Here is a 14,868-nt window from a genome sequence, read left to right on the forward strand (position 1 = left end):
AACCAAATGCAGCTCAATGATCTTCGCCCCGCGGAGGGCTCCAAGAAGTCCCGCAAGCGCATCGGCCGCGGCAACTCTTCTGGCCACGGCACCACCGCTGGTCGCGGCACCAATGGTCAGCTCTCCCGCTCCGGCGGCGGCAAGGGCGCTGGCTTCGAGGGTGGCCAGACCCAGCTCGCGATGCGCCTTCCGAAACTTCCTGGTTTCGTGAACCACAACCGCGTCGAGTACGCTCCCGTGAACGTTGCTCGACTCGAGGCTCTCTTCGCCGACGGCGAGACCGTCGACGGCGAGTCCCTGATGGCCAAGGGCGTCATCAAGCACGACTACATCCCCGTCAAGGTCCTCGGCGACGGCGAGATTACCAAGAAGCTCACCGTCAAGGTCGACAAGGTCTCCGCTTCCGCCAAGGCCAAGATTGAGGCGGCTGGAGGAAAGGTCGAGCAGGCGTGCTAAAGGGAATCGCAAATGCGTTCCGCATTCCGGAGCTCAGGAAGAAGATTCTGATTACCATCGGGATCCTCGCCCTGTATCGCTTTGGTGCCTATCTGCCCGCCCCGGGCGTGCCCTTCGCGAGCATGCTCGAGGCGTTCCAGACGGCTGCCGCCGGTAGCGGTGCCATCGCGGTGCTCAACCTGTTCTCTGGTGGCGCCCTTTCCCGCGTCTCCGTCTTCAGCCTCGGAATCATGCCTTACATCACCGCGCAGATCATTTTGCAGATGTTCCAGGCTGTCATTCCCTCCCTTGGAGAGCTTGCGAAGGAGGGAGAGTCCGGTCAGCGCAAGATCACGCAGTATACGCGTTACCTTACGATTGGCCTCGCGCTCATCAACGCGATCGGTTACCTCTTCCTCTTTAAGAGCTACGGCATCGACTTCTCCCAGCTCGGGTTCCCCGAATTCATCGAGGACATCGTGATCGTTGGCGTGCTTCTTACCGGTGCCATAATCATCATGTGGCTTGGCGAGGTCATCACGCAGCGTGGCATCGGCAACGGTATGTCGCTCATCATCTTCGCGAACATCATGGCCGGCCTCCCCTCTGCGTTGATCTCTTCGGTCAAGACCTCGAGCACGGGAGCTGTCATAACGCTGATTACCGTTCTCGTGATGATTGCGATCATCCCCGTGATCGTCTACATCGAGCGTGGTCAGCGTCGCATCCCGGTTCAGTATGCGAAGAGGGTCGTTGGCAGGAGGATTATGGGTGGACAGTCCACCTACCTGCCGATCAAGGTGAACACGGCAGGTGTCGTGCCCATCATCTTCGCGTCCGCGCTTCTCTACCTGCCGGCGCAGCTTGCGGTCTTCTTCCCCAACGTGGGGTGGATTCAGTTCGTTGCGAATGCGCTTGCCTCCGGCTGGGTGAACTGGGTGCTCTCCGTTCTCCTCATTGTGTTCTTTGCGTACTTCTACACCTCTATGGTGTTCAACCCCGACGAGACCGCCGACCAGCTTCGCAAGGCAGGCGGCTTCATCCCGGGAGTGCGCCCCGGCAACGCCACCGCCGAGTACATCAAGAGCGTGCTTGATCACATCACGCTCCCGGGTGCACTCTTCATGGCAGTGCTGGCCGTCGTTCCTTCCATCCTGTTCTCCATCACGGGCAACACCCTGATGCAGTCCTTTGGCGGAACTTCGGTTCTGATCATGGTCGGCGTGGCCATGGACACGATCTCTCAGCTCGAAAGCCAGCTGAAGATGCACAACTACGAGGGCTTCTTCAAATAGCCTTCGGACTGCGTAGAACGCGCAACCATACAAGGAGGGGGCCTTCGGGCCCCCTCCTCCTTTACGTGTGGAGGCCGTGCAGGCGCTCCGTCTGCCAGAACGCGAGGCCAATTCTCAAGTTGCAAGCAACGTGAGCCCTGCTTAGGGGCTAGACTAGGGTTGTTGGTGCGTCGAGAGAGGTACGGCGCAACGCTATGCGAAAGGTGGAAACCCATGAAGATCGTCCTTCTCGGCGCCCCTGGCGCTGGCAAGGGAACTCAGGCACAGAAGCTCGTCGCTGACTACGGCGTGGCCCACATCTCGACGGGCGACCTGCTTCGTGCGGCCGTCAAGGCCCAGTCCAAGCTCGGCGTAGAGGCCAAGGGGTACATGGACGCAGGCAAGCTCGTTCCCGATCAGCTGGTGATCGATTTGGTGAAGGAGCGTCTTGCACAGGATGACGCGCAGAAGGGCTTCATCCTCGACGGCTTCCCGCGCAACACGGCGCAGGCCGAGGTTCTGGACAAGGAGCTTGCCGGCATGGGCATCGCGCTTGACGCGGCGCTTCTTGTGGACGTGAAAGCCGACGTGATCATCAAGCGTCTGAGCTCTAGGCGCACGTGTCGTTCCTGCGGCTATACCGCCGGCGCCGGCGTGGACGTCTGCCCCCGCTGCGGCGGCGAGATGTACCAGCGCGACGATGACAAGCCAGAGACCATCAAGAAGCGCCTGGACACCTACGAGAGCCAGACCGCCCCGCTTGTTGGCTACTACCGCGAGCATGGCATCCTTAAGGAGGTTGACGGAGACCGTCCCGTCGACGAGGTGTACGCCGACGTCAAGGTGCTCCTTGGACTATGATCCACATCAAGTCCCAGCTGGACATGGACACGTACCGCGCAAGCGCAGGCGACCTCTCCAAGAGGGCGCTGCGCCTTGCGGGGTCCTTGGCCAAGCCGGGGACGAGCACGAAGCAGATTGACCAGGCGGTCGAGGGGTTCATCAGGCAGAACGGCGCCAAGCCCGGCTTCAAGGGCTATGGCGGCTTCCCGGGAAGCATCTGCGCCTCCATCAACGACGAGGTCGTGCACGGCATTCCGTCTCCTGAGGTGTTCCTTCGCGACGGCGACATCATTTCCGTGGACGTGGGCGCGAACAAGGCCGGCTGGGCCGGAGACAACGCGTGGACGTTCTACGTCGGCACGGTCTCGGACCAGGTGAAGGGGCTGTGCGAGTGTGCGCGGGACTGCCTCAAGGACGCAATAGAGCAGGCAGTGCCCGGCAATCGCCTTGGCGACGTTGGGTACGCAGTCCAGTCAAAGGCCGAGAAGAACGGCTACGGCGTGGTGCGCGACTACGTGGGTCACGGCGTGGGCCACTCGATGCACGAGGACCCGAACGTCCCGAACTACGGAAAGAAGGGCAGGGGGGTCCTGCTGCAGGTAGGCATGATGATCGCCATCGAGCCCATGCTTACGCTGGGGCTTGCGCAGACCCACGTGCGGCGGAACGGCTGGACCGTCGTGACCGACGACGGACTGCCGGCCGCGCACTACGAGAACACGATCGGCATCACCAAGGATGGCCCCGTCATCCTGACCCAGGATTCGTTTGGCCCGTGGTGCCGCATGCAAGGCGGCAAAGTGGGTTCAGAGGAATAGGGGAGCACGGCGCCGGGCTCTTCTCGCCTGGCGATATGTGCACCAAAGATGAATCGATCAGTGCGTCGTGGACGTGCTGTGTTGATTTATGTATGATATTCAGTCGCTGTGATTCACAGGGAGAAAGTAGGCAAGGTGGCAAAGCAAGGCGGAATCGAGCTGGAAGGTAAGGTCATCGAACCCCTTCCCAACGCAATGTTCAACGTTGAGCTTGAGAACGGAAAGACGATCCTCTGCACCATCTCGGGCAAGATCAGGATGAACTACATCCGCATCCTGCCGGGAGACAAGGTCGTGGTGGAGATTTCCCCGTACGACCTCACGAGGGGTCGCATCACCTATCGCTACAAGTAGTCCTTGTGGACGTGCGTCCGCATGGGCGCATCCGGCCTTGGATATTCACGCCTGCGGCTGGGCGAGTACATAGAGGCGTCTTAGCACCACCTGAGGCGTCGAGCAACACCAGTTCGTGTTAGAACTACCGAAAGGAAACGCAAAATGAAGGTACGTCCTTCGGTCAAGAAGATGTGCGACAAGTGCAAGATCATTCGTCGCCATGGCAAGGTTTACGTGATCTGCGAGAACCCTCGCCACAAGCAGCGTCAGGGCTAAGAGAGGAGCTCGAAGTTGGCACGTATCAACGGCGTTGACCTTCCCCGCGAGAAGCGCGTTGAGGTTGGTCTTACGTATCTCTATGGCATCGGTCAGACCAGCGCTACCAAGATCTGCGCTGAGACTGGCGTGAATCCCGACACCCGCGTCAAGGACCTCACCGAGGACGACGTGACGAAGATTCGCGACTACATCGACGCGAACTTCACCACCGAGGGCGACCTCCGTCGCGAGGTTCGTCAGAACGTTGCCCGCCTGATGGAGATCGGCTGCTACCGCGGCCTCCGTCACCGCAAGGGCCTTCCTGTCCACGGCCAGCGCACCCACACCAACGCTCGCACCCGCAAGGGCAAGAAGCGTCAGATCGGTGCAAAGAAGCGCGGGTAGGGAGTAGATAAATGGCACAGAAGAAGAACCAGCGCGGCACCCAGCGCGTCCGTCGCGCCGACCGCAAGAACATCGCTGTGGGCCAGGCTCACATCAAGAGCACGTTCAACAACACGATCATCTCCATCACCGACCCCCAGGGCAACGTCATCGCCTGGCAGTCCGGTGGCACCGTCGGCTTCAAGGGCTCCCGCAAGTCCACCCCGTTTGCCGCCCAGGTCGCGGCTGAGGCCTGCGCCAAGGCAGCCATGGAGCACGGCCTTCACAGGGTCGCTGTGTTCGTGAAGGGTCCCGGCTCCGGCCGCGAGACCGCAATCCGTTCCCTCCAGGCCGCCGGCCTCGAGGTTTCGGGCATCCAGGACAAGACCCCCATTCCGCACAACGGTTGCCGTCCGTGCAAGCGTCGTCGCGTGTAGTAAGGAAGGACAGTAGCAATGGCAGTTGATAGGACCCCTGTCCTCAAGAGGTGCCGCCAGCTCGGCATCGAGCCCGTGACCATGGGCTACAACAAGAAGAGCAATCGCGGTGAGCACCAGCGTCGTCGTCGCCAGGAGAGCGAGTACGGCCAGCAGCTCCGCGAGAAGCAGAAGGCCAAGTTCATCTATGGCGTTCTGGAGAAGCAGTTCCGCGGCTACTACGACAAGGCCAAGAAGGTCGAGGGCATCACGGGCGACAACCTGATGACCATCCTCGAGTCCCGTCTTGACAACGTCATCTTCCGCCTTGGATTCGCTCGCACCCGCAAGGAGGCCCGTCAGACCGTCCGTCACGGCCACATCACCGTGAACGGCCACCGCGTCGACATCCCCTCCTACCAGGTGAAGGCCGGCGATGTCGTTGCCGTCGCCCCCAAGTACAAGGACCTTCTCCCCATCAAGGAGGCCCTGATCTCCTCCGAGCACGTCGCGGTTCCCGCGTGGCTCGAGGTGGACATCGAGAAGCTCCAGGGCACCGTCCTGCAGCTCCCCGTCCGCGACCAGATCGACCTTGACATTGACGCTCAGCTCATCGTCGAGCTCTACTCCAAGTAAGTCTGGACCGGTAGGAGGTTTTCATGTCCGAATTCATCCGACCGCAGGTGTCGGTCGAGGAGATTTCCGAGAATCTCGCCCGCGTTACCGCGGAGCCGCTGGAGCGTGGCTACGGAGATACCCTCGGAAACTCTCTTCGCCGCGTTCTCCTGTCGTCCCTTGAGGGAGCGGCAGTCGAGGCCATCCAGATTGATGGCGTGCAGCACGAGTTCACGACCGTCGAGGGCGCCTACGAGGACGTCACCGACATCGTCCTGAACGTCAAGGGCCTGGTGTTCAAGAGCATGGGCACCGGCGACGAGGCCACGGCGACCGTCAGCATCGACGGCCCGTGCACCGTCACCGGCGGGGACTTCCACGTTCCGGCCGAGTTCGAGCTCGTGAACAAGGACCACGTCATCTGCACGCTGGGCGAGGGTGCTCACCTTACGATGCAGATGCGCATCGGCGTCGGCCGTGGCTACGTGTCCGGCGACGACAACGAGCGCGAGGGCGACCCCATCGGCATCATCCACGTGGACTCGCTCTTCTCGCCCGTGCGCCGCTGCGCCAAGACGGTCGAGCCCTGCCGCGTTGGCCAGCACACCAACTATGACCGTCTGATCCTCGAGGTCGAGACGGACGGCTCCGTTTCGCCGCGCGACGCGGTGGTCGAGGCCGCAAACATCGTCGACCAGCACATGAACGCATTCATGAGCCTGGCTGACGAGGAGGAGCCCGCCGAGGACACCTCCATCTTCGCCACCGGCGAGGTCGAGGACAACACGGAGCTTGACAAGCAGATCGAGGACCTGGACCTTTCCGTCCGCTCCTACAACTGCCTCAAGCGCGCCGGCATCCACTCCGTCCGACAGCTGGTGGAGTTCTCCGAGAACGACCTGCTCAACATCCGCAACTTTGGCGTCAAGTCCATCGAGGAAGTCAAGGACAAGCTCGAATCCATGGGTCTTAGCCTCAAGGCCTAGGACAAGTCGCAAGTTTCACTTAGGAGTATCTAGACCATGAGACACAACAAGAAGCGTGGCATGAAGCTTGGCACCGATGCCAGCCACACCAAGGCCATGAAGAGGAGCCTCGTCGCTTCCCTCCTCGCCAACGACCGCATCAAGACCCTCGACGTTCGCGCCAAGGCCATCCGTCCCGACGTGGACAAGGTCATCACGTGGGCCAAGAAGGGCGACCTGCACTCCCGCCGTCTTGCCATCGCCAAGGTCGGCGACAAGGAGGTCGTGCGCGAGGTCTTCGAGAAGGCCGCTCAGGGCATGTGGGCTGACCGCAACGGCGGCTACACCCGCATCATGAAGCTTGGTCCCCGCAAGGGCGACGCAGCCGAGGTCGTCATCATCGAGCTCGTGACCGAGCCGGTGAAGGGCGCCAAGGCCGAGACCACTGTCACCAAGGTGGAGCCGGTCGAGGAGGCTGCTGCCGAGGAGACCACCGAGGAGTAGGCTGTCGCCACATCGCACATAGCTTTGCCGGGGGGCTCGCACGCGCGGGCCCCTTTTTGCTACGAAGCCTTGCCGAAGGCGCATGGCGCATTGGCGAGAAGTGCTTGGCATGCCGCCTGATGGCTGCGCGATGACCGACACATTCCCACCTTGTGGCTCTCTGACGGAACCTGGTGCCGAATGACGGTTGTTTCGCACGAAAGACGTGTATCTTTACGCTAACTTTGGAACGGGCCGAATATGGCCTTACAATCGCTTCTATTGTGCAGAGGCGGATTGCGCTTGGGAGGAAACGGAGCCAGACGTGGAACGCGAAGACATGGCACGGGGCGGCATCTGCGCGGGCGACATCGAGCCGACGAGGGAGCCGGCGCTGCCAAGCGATCAGGTTGCCGGGACCCTTGCGATCACGCTGGGCTACCGCGGCGAGGGATTTTCCGGATACGCGGAGCAGCCGGGCCAGCGCACCGTTGCCGGGGAGCTTCGCCGGGCGCTGCAGACGCTGCTGAGGCGTGACGTTGACATGGAGTGCGCGGGCCGCACGGATGCGGGCGTAAGCGCTCTTGGGCAGGTGGTGAGCGTGCCGGTGACCGCGCAGGAGCTGCTGCGCCCGGCGCGGCGTCTGACGGCGTCTCTTGTTGCGCTTACGCCAGACGACCTTTCCATACGCGGGATCCGACGGGGAGGGCAGAACTTCTCCGCCAGGTTTGATGCGACGCAGCGCTCGTACCGCTATCGCATTTGCTGCGGTCCGGCGCGTCCCGTGCTGGCATGGGGCCACGCGTGGTGGCTGCGCAGCGTGCCCGCGCTGGATGCGGACGCGATGCACGCGGCCGCTCAGGTGCTTGTGGGGGAGCATGACTTCCGCAGCTTCTGCAAGGCGACGTCTGCGCACCTGCTCGAGGCGGACGGGCGATCAACGTGCCGCTGCCTTTCCTCCGTGCGCGTGAGCCGCGTGCGCGAGGCGGGAGAGGAGCTTGTTGCCGTGGACGTGACGGGCAACGCGTTCCTTCACAACATGGTAAGGATCATCGTGGGCTCGCTCGTGGAGGTGGGGCGCGGGCATCGCGACACCGCGTGGCTCGAGGGCGCGCTTGCGGCGCGGGACCGATCGGCCGCCGGACCGACGGCGCCGGCGAGGGGGCTCGTGTTCGAACGGGTCGACTATCCCGCGGATGCGCTCGAGGCGTGGAGGTAGCCAAGCCGTAGCCGGCGTCCGGGCGGCGCGGCCTGCGCGCCAACGCGGCGCCCATGCGCCCCGCGCTGGCGTCCGATGCATGCCGACTCAAAATAGCGTGTGTGAAGTTTTCTTGCCCAAGGCGCACGTTGCGCGCCTTGGGTATAATGCACTCCGCGTTTTACGACAAAAGCGCAGGTAAATACATATGTTCATCTGCTCATATGTTGGTACGGGACGATGTGGACGTTCCGGCGGCGCTGCATTGGACATAAAGATGTAAACAGTTTGGAGCACACGTGACGCCAGGCATCATAATGGACGTACTTCTGGACAGCGTGCACGACACGCTAGAGCTGATTCCGTTCCTCTTTCTCACCTACCTTGCGATGGAGGCGCTCGAGCACACGGCCGGCGGCCGCACGGAGCGCATCATCGCGCGTGCGGACAAGTCCGGCCCCATCGTGGGCGCCCTGCTGGGCGCGCTGCCGCAGTGCGGCTTCTCCGCGATGGCCGGCACGCTGTACGCGGCGCGCGTGGTGTCGGCGGGCACGCTCGTCTCCGTCATCCTCGCGACGTCCGACGAGATGATTCCCGTGTTCGTGGCGCATGCGGAGCCGGCGGGCCGCATGCTCGCGATCATCGGCTTCAAGGTGGTCGCGGGCATGCTCGTGGGGCTTGCGGTCGACGTCGTGCTGCGCGCGCTGCACCGTGCGGGCGACGGGCACGCGCACATCGCCGAGCTGTGCGAGGCCGCCCACTGCGACTGCGGGGAGATAGATTCGGACGCGGATGGCGCGCTCTTCTCGCCCGAAGCGGGCGCCGCGGGCGAGAAAGACGCCGTCGCGGCTGCGGCGCATGGCGAAGCTCACGGCCATGGCCATGCGCACGACCACGGCCATGGCACGTCGCACGGGCGTCGCGTGTGGCACATCGTGCGCAGCGCGCTGGTGCACACGGCGGAGGTCACGTTCTTCATCTTCCTGGTGACGCTGGTGTTTGGCTTCGTGATCGAGGCGGCCGGCACCGACGCCATCGCCCAGGTGCTGGGAAGCCACCCCGTGCGCGCCACCATGCTCGCCGCGCTCATCGGGCTCATCCCCAACTGCGGCGCCTCCGTGGCGATCACCCAGCTGTACCTGCAGGGGTCGCTCGCGGCGGGCCCCATGATGGCCGGCCTTCTGGTCTCTGGGGGCATGGGCCTGCTCGTGCTGTTCCGCACCAACCGCGACATGCGGCAGAACCTCGTCATCACGGCGTTCGTGTACGTGGTGGGCGTAGTTCTGGGTCTTGTGGTCGCGGGATTAGGTATCATCTTCTGATAGGGCGCCCTCGGGCGCATTCGGCCCTGGGGAGGAAGCATGCCATTTAGACAGCGCGAGAGGTTCGAGCGCACGGACGTCCCTCGCTACAGTCCGTATCGCAACGCCATCGCCATAGCGGTGCTGGTGGCGGTGGGCGTGCTTCTGGTGGTGCTGCTGGGCACGCTGTGGGCGAAGGCACAAAAGCCCATCAGCGTGGGCAACGAGTCCCTGAGCAAGTCGCTCCAGGCACAGGGCCAGGTGACGAGCCCGGACGGCTATACCGTGTCGCAGGACTCCTTCACGAACGTGCTGGTGCTCACGGTGGACGACGTTAACGCGAAGTCGCCCAAGCTCACGAAGGCCCAGATCCTGAGCCTGGACGCCACGGCGCGCAAGGGCACGCTCGTGACCATCCCACTGGACACCAAGGTGAACGACGGCAAGGCTGACGTGCGCCTGCAGGACCTGTACTCCGGCTCCGGCGCGTCCGCGTGCATCGTGCCGCTGGCGACGGCCGCGAACCTGCGCATGACCCACGCCATGCTGGCCTCGAATGACGTGTGGGACAAGATCGAGAGCTACAAGGGCGCCGGCGTGAGCGCGCTTATGAGCCACGGTGCCGACCTGCTGTACAGCATCAACACGGACATGAGCACCGGCGACCTGATGGACGTGGCCGAGCTGGTGCAGTCCATCGGCGTGAACAACCTGAAGCGCATGGACGCGCCGGCGAGCCAGGAGGCGGATGGCGCGGGCGGCAACTGGTCGGTCCTGAACTCCGCGCAGCTTGGGGTGGACATCGGAATCATGGTGCCCGCGGCGTAGCGTCGTCGCGCCGGCCTGCCCCGCGGTTTGTGCAGTTATTGAACTCCACCGCTCCACCACACGACGCCAGGCACGGTAGGGGATAATTCGACCTGCAGCACTTTTCCGCCGCGTCGTGCGGCGCGGTCGCCCAATCGTCGTTTGGAGAGCTTGCGGAATGGATCCTCACACGCCTGGAATTTCGGTCATCATGCCGGCGTACAACGTGGACGGGTATGTGCGGCGCGCCGTCGAGAGCCTGCAGCACCAGACGTTTCGCGACTTCGAGCTCCTGGTGGTGGACGACGGCTCCACCGACCGCACCGGGCAGATCCTGGACTCCATCGCAGGGCGTGACATCCGCGTGACGGTGTACCACCGCCAGAACGGCGGCGCCCCGGCGGCCCGCAACTACGCGCTCGACCGTGCGCGCGGGAAGTACGTCATGTTCATGGACGCCGACGACTGGGTCGAGCCGGGCATGTTGGAGGACATGTACGCGTTTGCCCAGGAGAACCGCCTGGAGCTTGCCATCTCGGGCTTCTACATCGACACGTACTACGGCAGCGCGGGCGAGCACACCACGGAGCTCAAGGCGTGCGCCGACGCCGTGTACCAAACGCAGGAGGAGTTCCGCGCGGCGGCGTTTCGCCTGTTCGACCAGAACCAGCTGTATCCGCCCTGGAACAAGCTGTTCCTGCGCGAGCGCATCGAGCGCCTGGGCATTCGCTTCCGTCCCACGTTCTGGGACGACTTCCCCTTCGTGCTCGACTTCATCCGCGACGTGCAGCGCGTGGGCGTCATGTCCCGCCCGTACTACCACTTCATCCGCCAGCGCAGCGAGTCCGAGACCGCCCGTTGGCGCCCGGACATGTACGCGAAGCGCGAGGAGGAGCACACCTGGATGCTCGACCTCTACCGCCACTGGGGCCTGTCCGGCGACGCCGCCAGCAACGAGATGATCCAGCGCCGCTACATAGAGCGCCTCGTAGGCTGCATCGAGAACGTATGCAACCCCAAGTGCGAGCTGAGCGAGAAGGACAAGCTCTCCCAGATCGACGCCATGATCAACAGCGAGCGCGCGCAGATCGCGGTGGTCGCGGCGCGCCCGCGCTCCCGCATGATGGCCGCGATGCTCGTTCCCATCAAGCAGCGCAACGCCGCCCTGGCCTACCAGGAGGGCAAGTTCATCTCGTTCGTGAAGCGCCACAACACCAAGGTGTTCGCGACGCTGAAGGCCAACCGCTAGGCCCAAAGCAGGCCGCCGCCAGTGCCCGTGCTGCGCCGGGCGCCCGTCCCATGCATCCCAAGGACGGGCGCCCGGCGCCTTGCTACCGTGCGCCTGCCTGCGGCCGGGCGTACAGCGCCGCCAGCTCCTGCAGCACGTCCACCATGGCCTCGAGCTCCGGCACGGGCACGAACTCGCGCACGCCATGCGCGTTGTAGTAGCACGCGGAGAGGTTCGCGCACGCAAAGCCCCTAAAGCTCAGCTGACTGCCGTCCGTCCCGCCGCGCATGGGCACGCAGCGCATCTCCTGCCCCACCTTCGCGTACGCGGTGCGGGCGTTCTCTATCAGGTGCCTGTGCTCCGGGCGCGTCACCACGTCCGCCAGGTTGTGGTACTGGTCCTCGATCTGGATGGTCAGCACTTCTCGCCCGCCGCCGTACGTCTGGTTCACAAGGTCCACGGCGCGCCGCATCACGTCCTTGCGAGACTCCACCTTCGCCTGGTCGTGATCGCGAATGATGTAGTCGGCACGCGCCTCCTCGCAGTTGCCTTCCATCCGCTCGAGGTAATAGAAGCCCTCGTGGCCCTCGGTGTACTCCGGCCGCTCCTGCGCGGGGATCATCGCGTGGAACCTCATGATGGCCTCGGACGCGTTCACCATGATGCCCTTCGCCGTGCCCGTGTGCACGGAGGTCCCGCTTGCGCGCACCTTTGCCTCCGCGGCGTTGAACGTCTCGTAGCAGAACTCGCCCAGGGGTCCGCCGTCGATGGTGTAGCCAAAGCCCGCGCCAAACTCCCGCAGGTCGAGAAGGGCCGCCCCATGGCCGATCTCCTCGTCCGGGACAAAGGCGACTGCCAGCCGCGGGTGGGGGAGCGCGGGGTCCTTGCGCAGCCGCGCAAGCAGCGACACCACCATGGCGATGCCGGCCTTGTCGTCGCCGCCCAAAAGCGACGTACCGTCGCTCGTCACCAGGTCCCAGCCCACCATGTGCTCGAGCTGCGGGTTCGTGTCTGGGCTTATGGACACCTCGCGCCCGTCGCGACCGCGCCCGATGGCCAGGGTTCCGCCTTCGTAGCGCCTCACCTGCGGGCGCACGGGGTCCCCGTACGTCTGCCACGCGGTGTCCAGGTGGCAGCACAGGCCAAGCGCCGGCAGCTCCTCTGCGCCCGCGCTCGCGGGCCAGTGCGCCGTCACGTAGGCGCTTGGCGTCACGGTCACGTCCTGGGCGCCAAGCTCGCGCAGGTCCCGGGCCACGACGTTTGCCATGTCAAGCTGGCTTGCCGTGGAGGGCACATCGTCGGCCGTCAGGGGGTTCGATTGCGACGGCACCGCGCAGTAGCGCAGGAAGCGGTCTAGAACGTCGCTCATGCGGGGTCCTTCCTTTCACATGGCTGCGGGGCGCGTGCCGGTGCGTCGTACGCCGGCTGCGCCCCGCCCAAAGCCTGCGGACGTCTTGCTACTCCTTGACGCCGTACTTCTCGTAGTATGCGTCGATGGACGCCTTCAGGGCGTCGTCGATCACCACGCGCCCCTCGACCTCGTGGTCGTACAGCGCGTCCACGACCTCCGCCATGGTCACGATCGACGCGACGGGGAAGCCGTAGCGCTCCTGGATCTCCTGCTGGGCGGTGACCTTGCCGCCCTTGCCGACCTCCATGCGGTTGAGCGACACCATCAGGCCCACGACCTGCACGTCCGCGGCGGCCTTCAGCTTGGGGTACGTCTCGTCGATGGACTTGCCTGACGTGGTCACGTCCTCCACGATCACCACGCGGTCGCCGTCATGCAGCTCGTAGCCCAGGAGCTGGCCCTTGTCCGCGCCGTGGTCCTTTACCTCCTTGCGGTCGCTGCAGTAGCGCACCTCCTTGCCATACAGCTCGTGATACGCGATGGCCGTCACCACGGCCAGGGGGATGCCCTTGTACGCCGGGCCAAACACCACGTCGAAGTCGTCGCCAAAGTTGGCGTGGATCGCCTGCGCGTAGTACTTGCCCAGGCGGCTGAGCTGCTCGCCCGTCACATACGCGCCGGCGTTCATGAAGAACGGGGACTTGCGGCCGCTCTTGAGCGTGAAGTCGCCAAACTTCAGCACGTCGCTCTGAACCATGAACTCGATGAACTCCTGCTTGTAGGCCTCCATTGGCCTCTCCTCTCGTCGAAGGCGTCGCACTCATGGTAGCGCAGGGGCGCCCGAAAAAGCCCGCGACCGGCGCCGCCGTCCTTCTCGGCCACGCGCTCGGTGGCGGCGCGTTTGGGCCGCGGCTTCCGCCCCACGGCCGCAACGTCCGACCTGACGCCTCGCGCCGCCTATGTAAATGTTATGCACTAAGTATCAATTGCATACCGCGCGGGGGAGACTGAGCCTAACGCAGACCAACCGGCGCGCCCGCGCAGCGCGCACGACCCGCCCCGCAAGGGGCTGACGGGAGAAGAACATGCAGCTCAGGAAGGTAACTCACACGCTCAAGGGAGTTCGTGCCACGGACGGCGCCGGCGTCAGCCTCGTGCGCGTGCTTGGTGCGAACACCACCGACACCTACGATCCGTTCCTCATGCTCGACTCGTTTGACTCGACCGACCCCGAAGACTACCGCGCCGGCTTTCCCATGCACCCGCACCGCGGGATCGAGACCGTCACGTTCATCGCCCGCGGCGCCATGGTGCACGAGGACCACCTGGGCACGAAGGCCACGGTGACCGACGGCGAGGCGCAGTGGCTCACCGCGGGCTCCGGCGCGTTTCACTCCGAGATGCCGCAGGCGACGGAGCGCCTGCTGGGCGTACAGCTATGGCTGAACCTGCCCGCGAAGGACAAGCTCACCGCCCCGCCCAGCTACCACGGCATCACGCGCGACGAGATCCGCGAGTTCCCGTTTGAGGGCGGCACGCTGCGCCTTGTGGCGGGTACCTACGGTGACGCCCATGGTTACCAGGGCAAATACTTGCCGCTGGACTACTACGACATCCACCTTGACCCGCATGCCTCGATCACGCTGGACGTCCCGGGCGCGCGCTCCGTCATGGCGTTCACGTTGCTGGGCGGCGCGACGATATCTGGCCACAAAGTGGCCGAGAAGAACGCAGTCAAGCTGGGTGACGGCGACACCGTGACCATAGAGGCCCTGGACGAGCCGGCCGAGGTGCTGTTTATGTCGTCCGTGCGGCTGGACGAGCCGGTCGCGTGGTACGGCCCCATCGTCATGAACACGAAGGAGGAGCTTCTCGACGCGTTTGGCGAGCTTGAGGATGGCACGTTTGTGAAGCAGGCCGCGGAGTACGCGGGCGAGTGAGAGAACGACTGCGGGACGTATAAAGGTGGTGAGCGTCCTTTTTCGTACTGCGGTAGTTCTCCCCCGATGCGTGAGGTGTCTGGCGACAGTAGAACAAGCGTGCAAACAATCTTTCCAGATGTCCCCCCCGAAATCTGGTAAATGGCTATTTGGCTGCGTGAGGTCGACCTTCGAGACGTCGATTTCGCCGGACATGAGCTTGGGAAGCAGGGCATC

General features: G+C 64.2%; 18 protein-coding genes. 16 read left to right on the top strand and 2 right to left on the bottom strand.

The genetic code is table 11. From position 1 onward, the window contains the following. Window positions 1–6 precede the first annotated feature (6 nt). The 15 genes from rplO (at window position 7) to HF885_RS05715 (ending at window position 11,382) form a co-directional block, all read left to right on the top strand. Entirely contained in the window at window positions 7–456 is a 450-nt protein-coding gene (rplO, locus tag HF885_RS05645) for a 50S ribosomal protein L15 (RefSeq protein ID WP_090847718.1), read from the top strand. Further along, window positions 450–1,730: a preprotein translocase subunit SecY gene (gene secY / locus HF885_RS05650; RefSeq protein ID WP_170103936.1), complete on the top strand. Its 1,281-nt coding sequence runs from the start codon at window positions 450–452 to the stop codon at window positions 1,728–1,730. Before rplO ends, secY begins: the two co-directional genes overlap by 7 nt. 213 nt (window positions 1,731–1,943) lie before the next feature. Continuing rightward, window positions 1,944–2,570, top strand: a complete 627-nt coding sequence (locus HF885_RS05655) for an adenylate kinase (protein ID WP_170103937.1) — start codon at window positions 1,944–1,946, stop codon at window positions 2,568–2,570. After that, entirely contained in the window at window positions 2,567–3,370 is an 804-nt protein-coding gene (map, locus tag HF885_RS05660; RefSeq protein ID WP_170103938.1) for a type I methionyl aminopeptidase, read from the top strand. The genes HF885_RS05655 and map overlap by 4 nt, the downstream gene beginning before the upstream one ends. A gap of 135 nt (window positions 3,371–3,505) precedes the next feature. Beyond that, window positions 3,506–3,724 carry a translation initiation factor IF-1 gene (gene infA, locus HF885_RS05665; protein WP_170103939.1) on the top strand — a complete coding sequence of 73 codons (219 nt, stop codon included), beginning with the start codon at window positions 3,506–3,508 and terminating at the stop codon, window positions 3,722–3,724. 144 nt (window positions 3,725–3,868) lie between these two features. After that, window positions 3,869–3,982: a 50S ribosomal protein L36 gene (gene rpmJ, locus HF885_RS05670; RefSeq protein WP_013252436.1), complete on the top strand. Its 114-nt coding sequence runs from the start codon at window positions 3,869–3,871 to the stop codon at window positions 3,980–3,982. Between the two features lie 15 nt (window positions 3,983–3,997). Further along, complete coding sequence (rpsM, locus tag HF885_RS05675; protein WP_090847728.1) at window positions 3,998–4,369, top strand: 30S ribosomal protein S13; 372 nt, start codon at window positions 3,998–4,000, stop codon at window positions 4,367–4,369. A gap of 11 nt (window positions 4,370–4,380) precedes the next feature. Further along, a complete protein-coding gene (gene rpsK, locus HF885_RS05680) occupies window positions 4,381–4,785 on the top strand; it encodes a 30S ribosomal protein S11 (RefSeq protein WP_090847730.1) in 405 nt (134 codons plus the stop codon). 18 nt (window positions 4,786–4,803) lie between these two features. Then, a complete protein-coding gene (rpsD, locus tag HF885_RS05685; protein WP_090863611.1) occupies window positions 4,804–5,400 on the top strand; it encodes a 30S ribosomal protein S4 in 597 nt (198 codons plus the stop codon). 23 nt (window positions 5,401–5,423) lie between these two features. Further along, on the top strand, window positions 5,424–6,365 hold the full coding sequence (locus tag HF885_RS05690; RefSeq protein WP_090863610.1) for a DNA-directed RNA polymerase subunit alpha: 942 nt from the start codon (window positions 5,424–5,426) through the stop codon (window positions 6,363–6,365). A gap of 36 nt (window positions 6,366–6,401) precedes the next feature. Beyond that, window positions 6,402–6,848 (top strand): 50S ribosomal protein L17, encoded by a 447-nt coding sequence (gene rplQ, locus HF885_RS05695; RefSeq protein WP_170103940.1) that lies wholly within the window; start codon window positions 6,402–6,404, stop codon window positions 6,846–6,848. 304 nt (window positions 6,849–7,152) lie between these two features. Further along, window positions 7,153–8,046, top strand: coding sequence for a tRNA pseudouridine(38-40) synthase TruA (gene truA, locus HF885_RS05700; protein WP_328804336.1), 894 nt, complete (start codon window positions 7,153–7,155; stop codon window positions 8,044–8,046). A 278-nt stretch (window positions 8,047–8,324) separates the two neighbouring features. Then, window positions 8,325–9,347, top strand: coding sequence for a putative manganese transporter (locus tag HF885_RS05705; protein ID WP_328804337.1), 1,023 nt, complete (start codon window positions 8,325–8,327; stop codon window positions 9,345–9,347). Window positions 9,348–9,386: 39 nt separating this feature from the next. Beyond that, complete coding sequence (locus tag HF885_RS05710; protein WP_170103942.1) at window positions 9,387–10,154, top strand: hypothetical protein; 768 nt, start codon at window positions 9,387–9,389, stop codon at window positions 10,152–10,154. 157 nt (window positions 10,155–10,311) lie between these two features. After that, on the top strand, window positions 10,312–11,382 hold the full coding sequence (locus HF885_RS05715) for a glycosyltransferase family 2 protein (protein WP_170103943.1): 1,071 nt from the start codon (window positions 10,312–10,314) through the stop codon (window positions 11,380–11,382). An 82-nt stretch (window positions 11,383–11,464) separates the two neighbouring features. On the opposite strand, the gene pepT is transcribed toward HF885_RS05715, so the two are convergent. Both pepT and pyrE read right to left on the bottom strand, forming a co-directional pair. Further along, entirely contained in the window at window positions 11,465–12,730 is a 1,266-nt protein-coding gene (pepT, locus tag HF885_RS05720) for a peptidase T (RefSeq protein WP_170103944.1), read from the bottom strand. Window positions 12,731–12,818: 88 nt separating this feature from the next. Then, on the bottom strand, window positions 12,819–13,502 hold the full coding sequence (gene pyrE / locus HF885_RS05725) for an orotate phosphoribosyltransferase (protein WP_170103945.1): 684 nt from the start codon (window positions 13,500–13,502) through the stop codon (window positions 12,819–12,821). A gap of 295 nt (window positions 13,503–13,797) precedes the next feature. Between pyrE and HF885_RS05730 the strand changes: the two genes are divergently transcribed. Further along, entirely contained in the window at window positions 13,798–14,652 is an 855-nt protein-coding gene (locus tag HF885_RS05730) for a pirin family protein (RefSeq protein WP_170103946.1), read from the top strand. Window positions 14,653–14,868 lie beyond the last annotated feature (216 nt).

It is taken from the genome of Parafannyhessea umbonata (genome assembly GCF_012844235.1).
In the GTDB taxonomy this organism is placed as follows: domain Bacteria; phylum Actinomycetota; class Coriobacteriia; order Coriobacteriales; family Atopobiaceae; genus Parafannyhessea.

Coding starts and splice junctions, on each gene's coding strand:
- rplO (WP_090847718.1), top strand. CDS start 7: ATGCAGCTCAATGATCTTCGCCCCGCGGAGGGCTCCAAGAAGTCCCGC.
- HF885_RS05655 (WP_170103937.1), top strand. CDS start 1,944: ATGAAGATCGTCCTTCTCGGCGCCCCTGGCGCTGGCAAGGGAACTCAG.
- map (WP_170103938.1), top strand. CDS start 2,567: ATGATCCACATCAAGTCCCAGCTGGACATGGACACGTACCGCGCAAGC.
- rpmJ (WP_013252436.1), top strand. CDS start 3,869: ATGAAGGTACGTCCTTCGGTCAAGAAGATGTGCGACAAGTGCAAGATC.
- rpsK (WP_090847730.1), top strand. CDS start 4,381: ATGGCACAGAAGAAGAACCAGCGCGGCACCCAGCGCGTCCGTCGCGCC.
- rpsD (WP_090863611.1), top strand. CDS start 4,804: ATGGCAGTTGATAGGACCCCTGTCCTCAAGAGGTGCCGCCAGCTCGGC.
- HF885_RS05690 (WP_090863610.1), top strand. CDS start 5,424: ATGTCCGAATTCATCCGACCGCAGGTGTCGGTCGAGGAGATTTCCGAG.
- rplQ (WP_170103940.1), top strand. CDS start 6,402: ATGAGACACAACAAGAAGCGTGGCATGAAGCTTGGCACCGATGCCAGC.
- HF885_RS05710 (WP_170103942.1), top strand. CDS start 9,387: ATGCCATTTAGACAGCGCGAGAGGTTCGAGCGCACGGACGTCCCTCGC.
- HF885_RS05715 (WP_170103943.1), top strand. CDS start 10,312: ATGGATCCTCACACGCCTGGAATTTCGGTCATCATGCCGGCGTACAAC.
- pepT (WP_170103944.1), bottom strand. CDS start 12,730: ATGAGCGACGTTCTAGACCGCTTCCTGCGCTACTGCGCGGTGCCGTCG.
- pyrE (WP_170103945.1), bottom strand. CDS start 13,502: ATGGAGGCCTACAAGCAGGAGTTCATCGAGTTCATGGTTCAGAGCGAC.
- HF885_RS05730 (WP_170103946.1), top strand. CDS start 13,798: ATGCAGCTCAGGAAGGTAACTCACACGCTCAAGGGAGTTCGTGCCACG.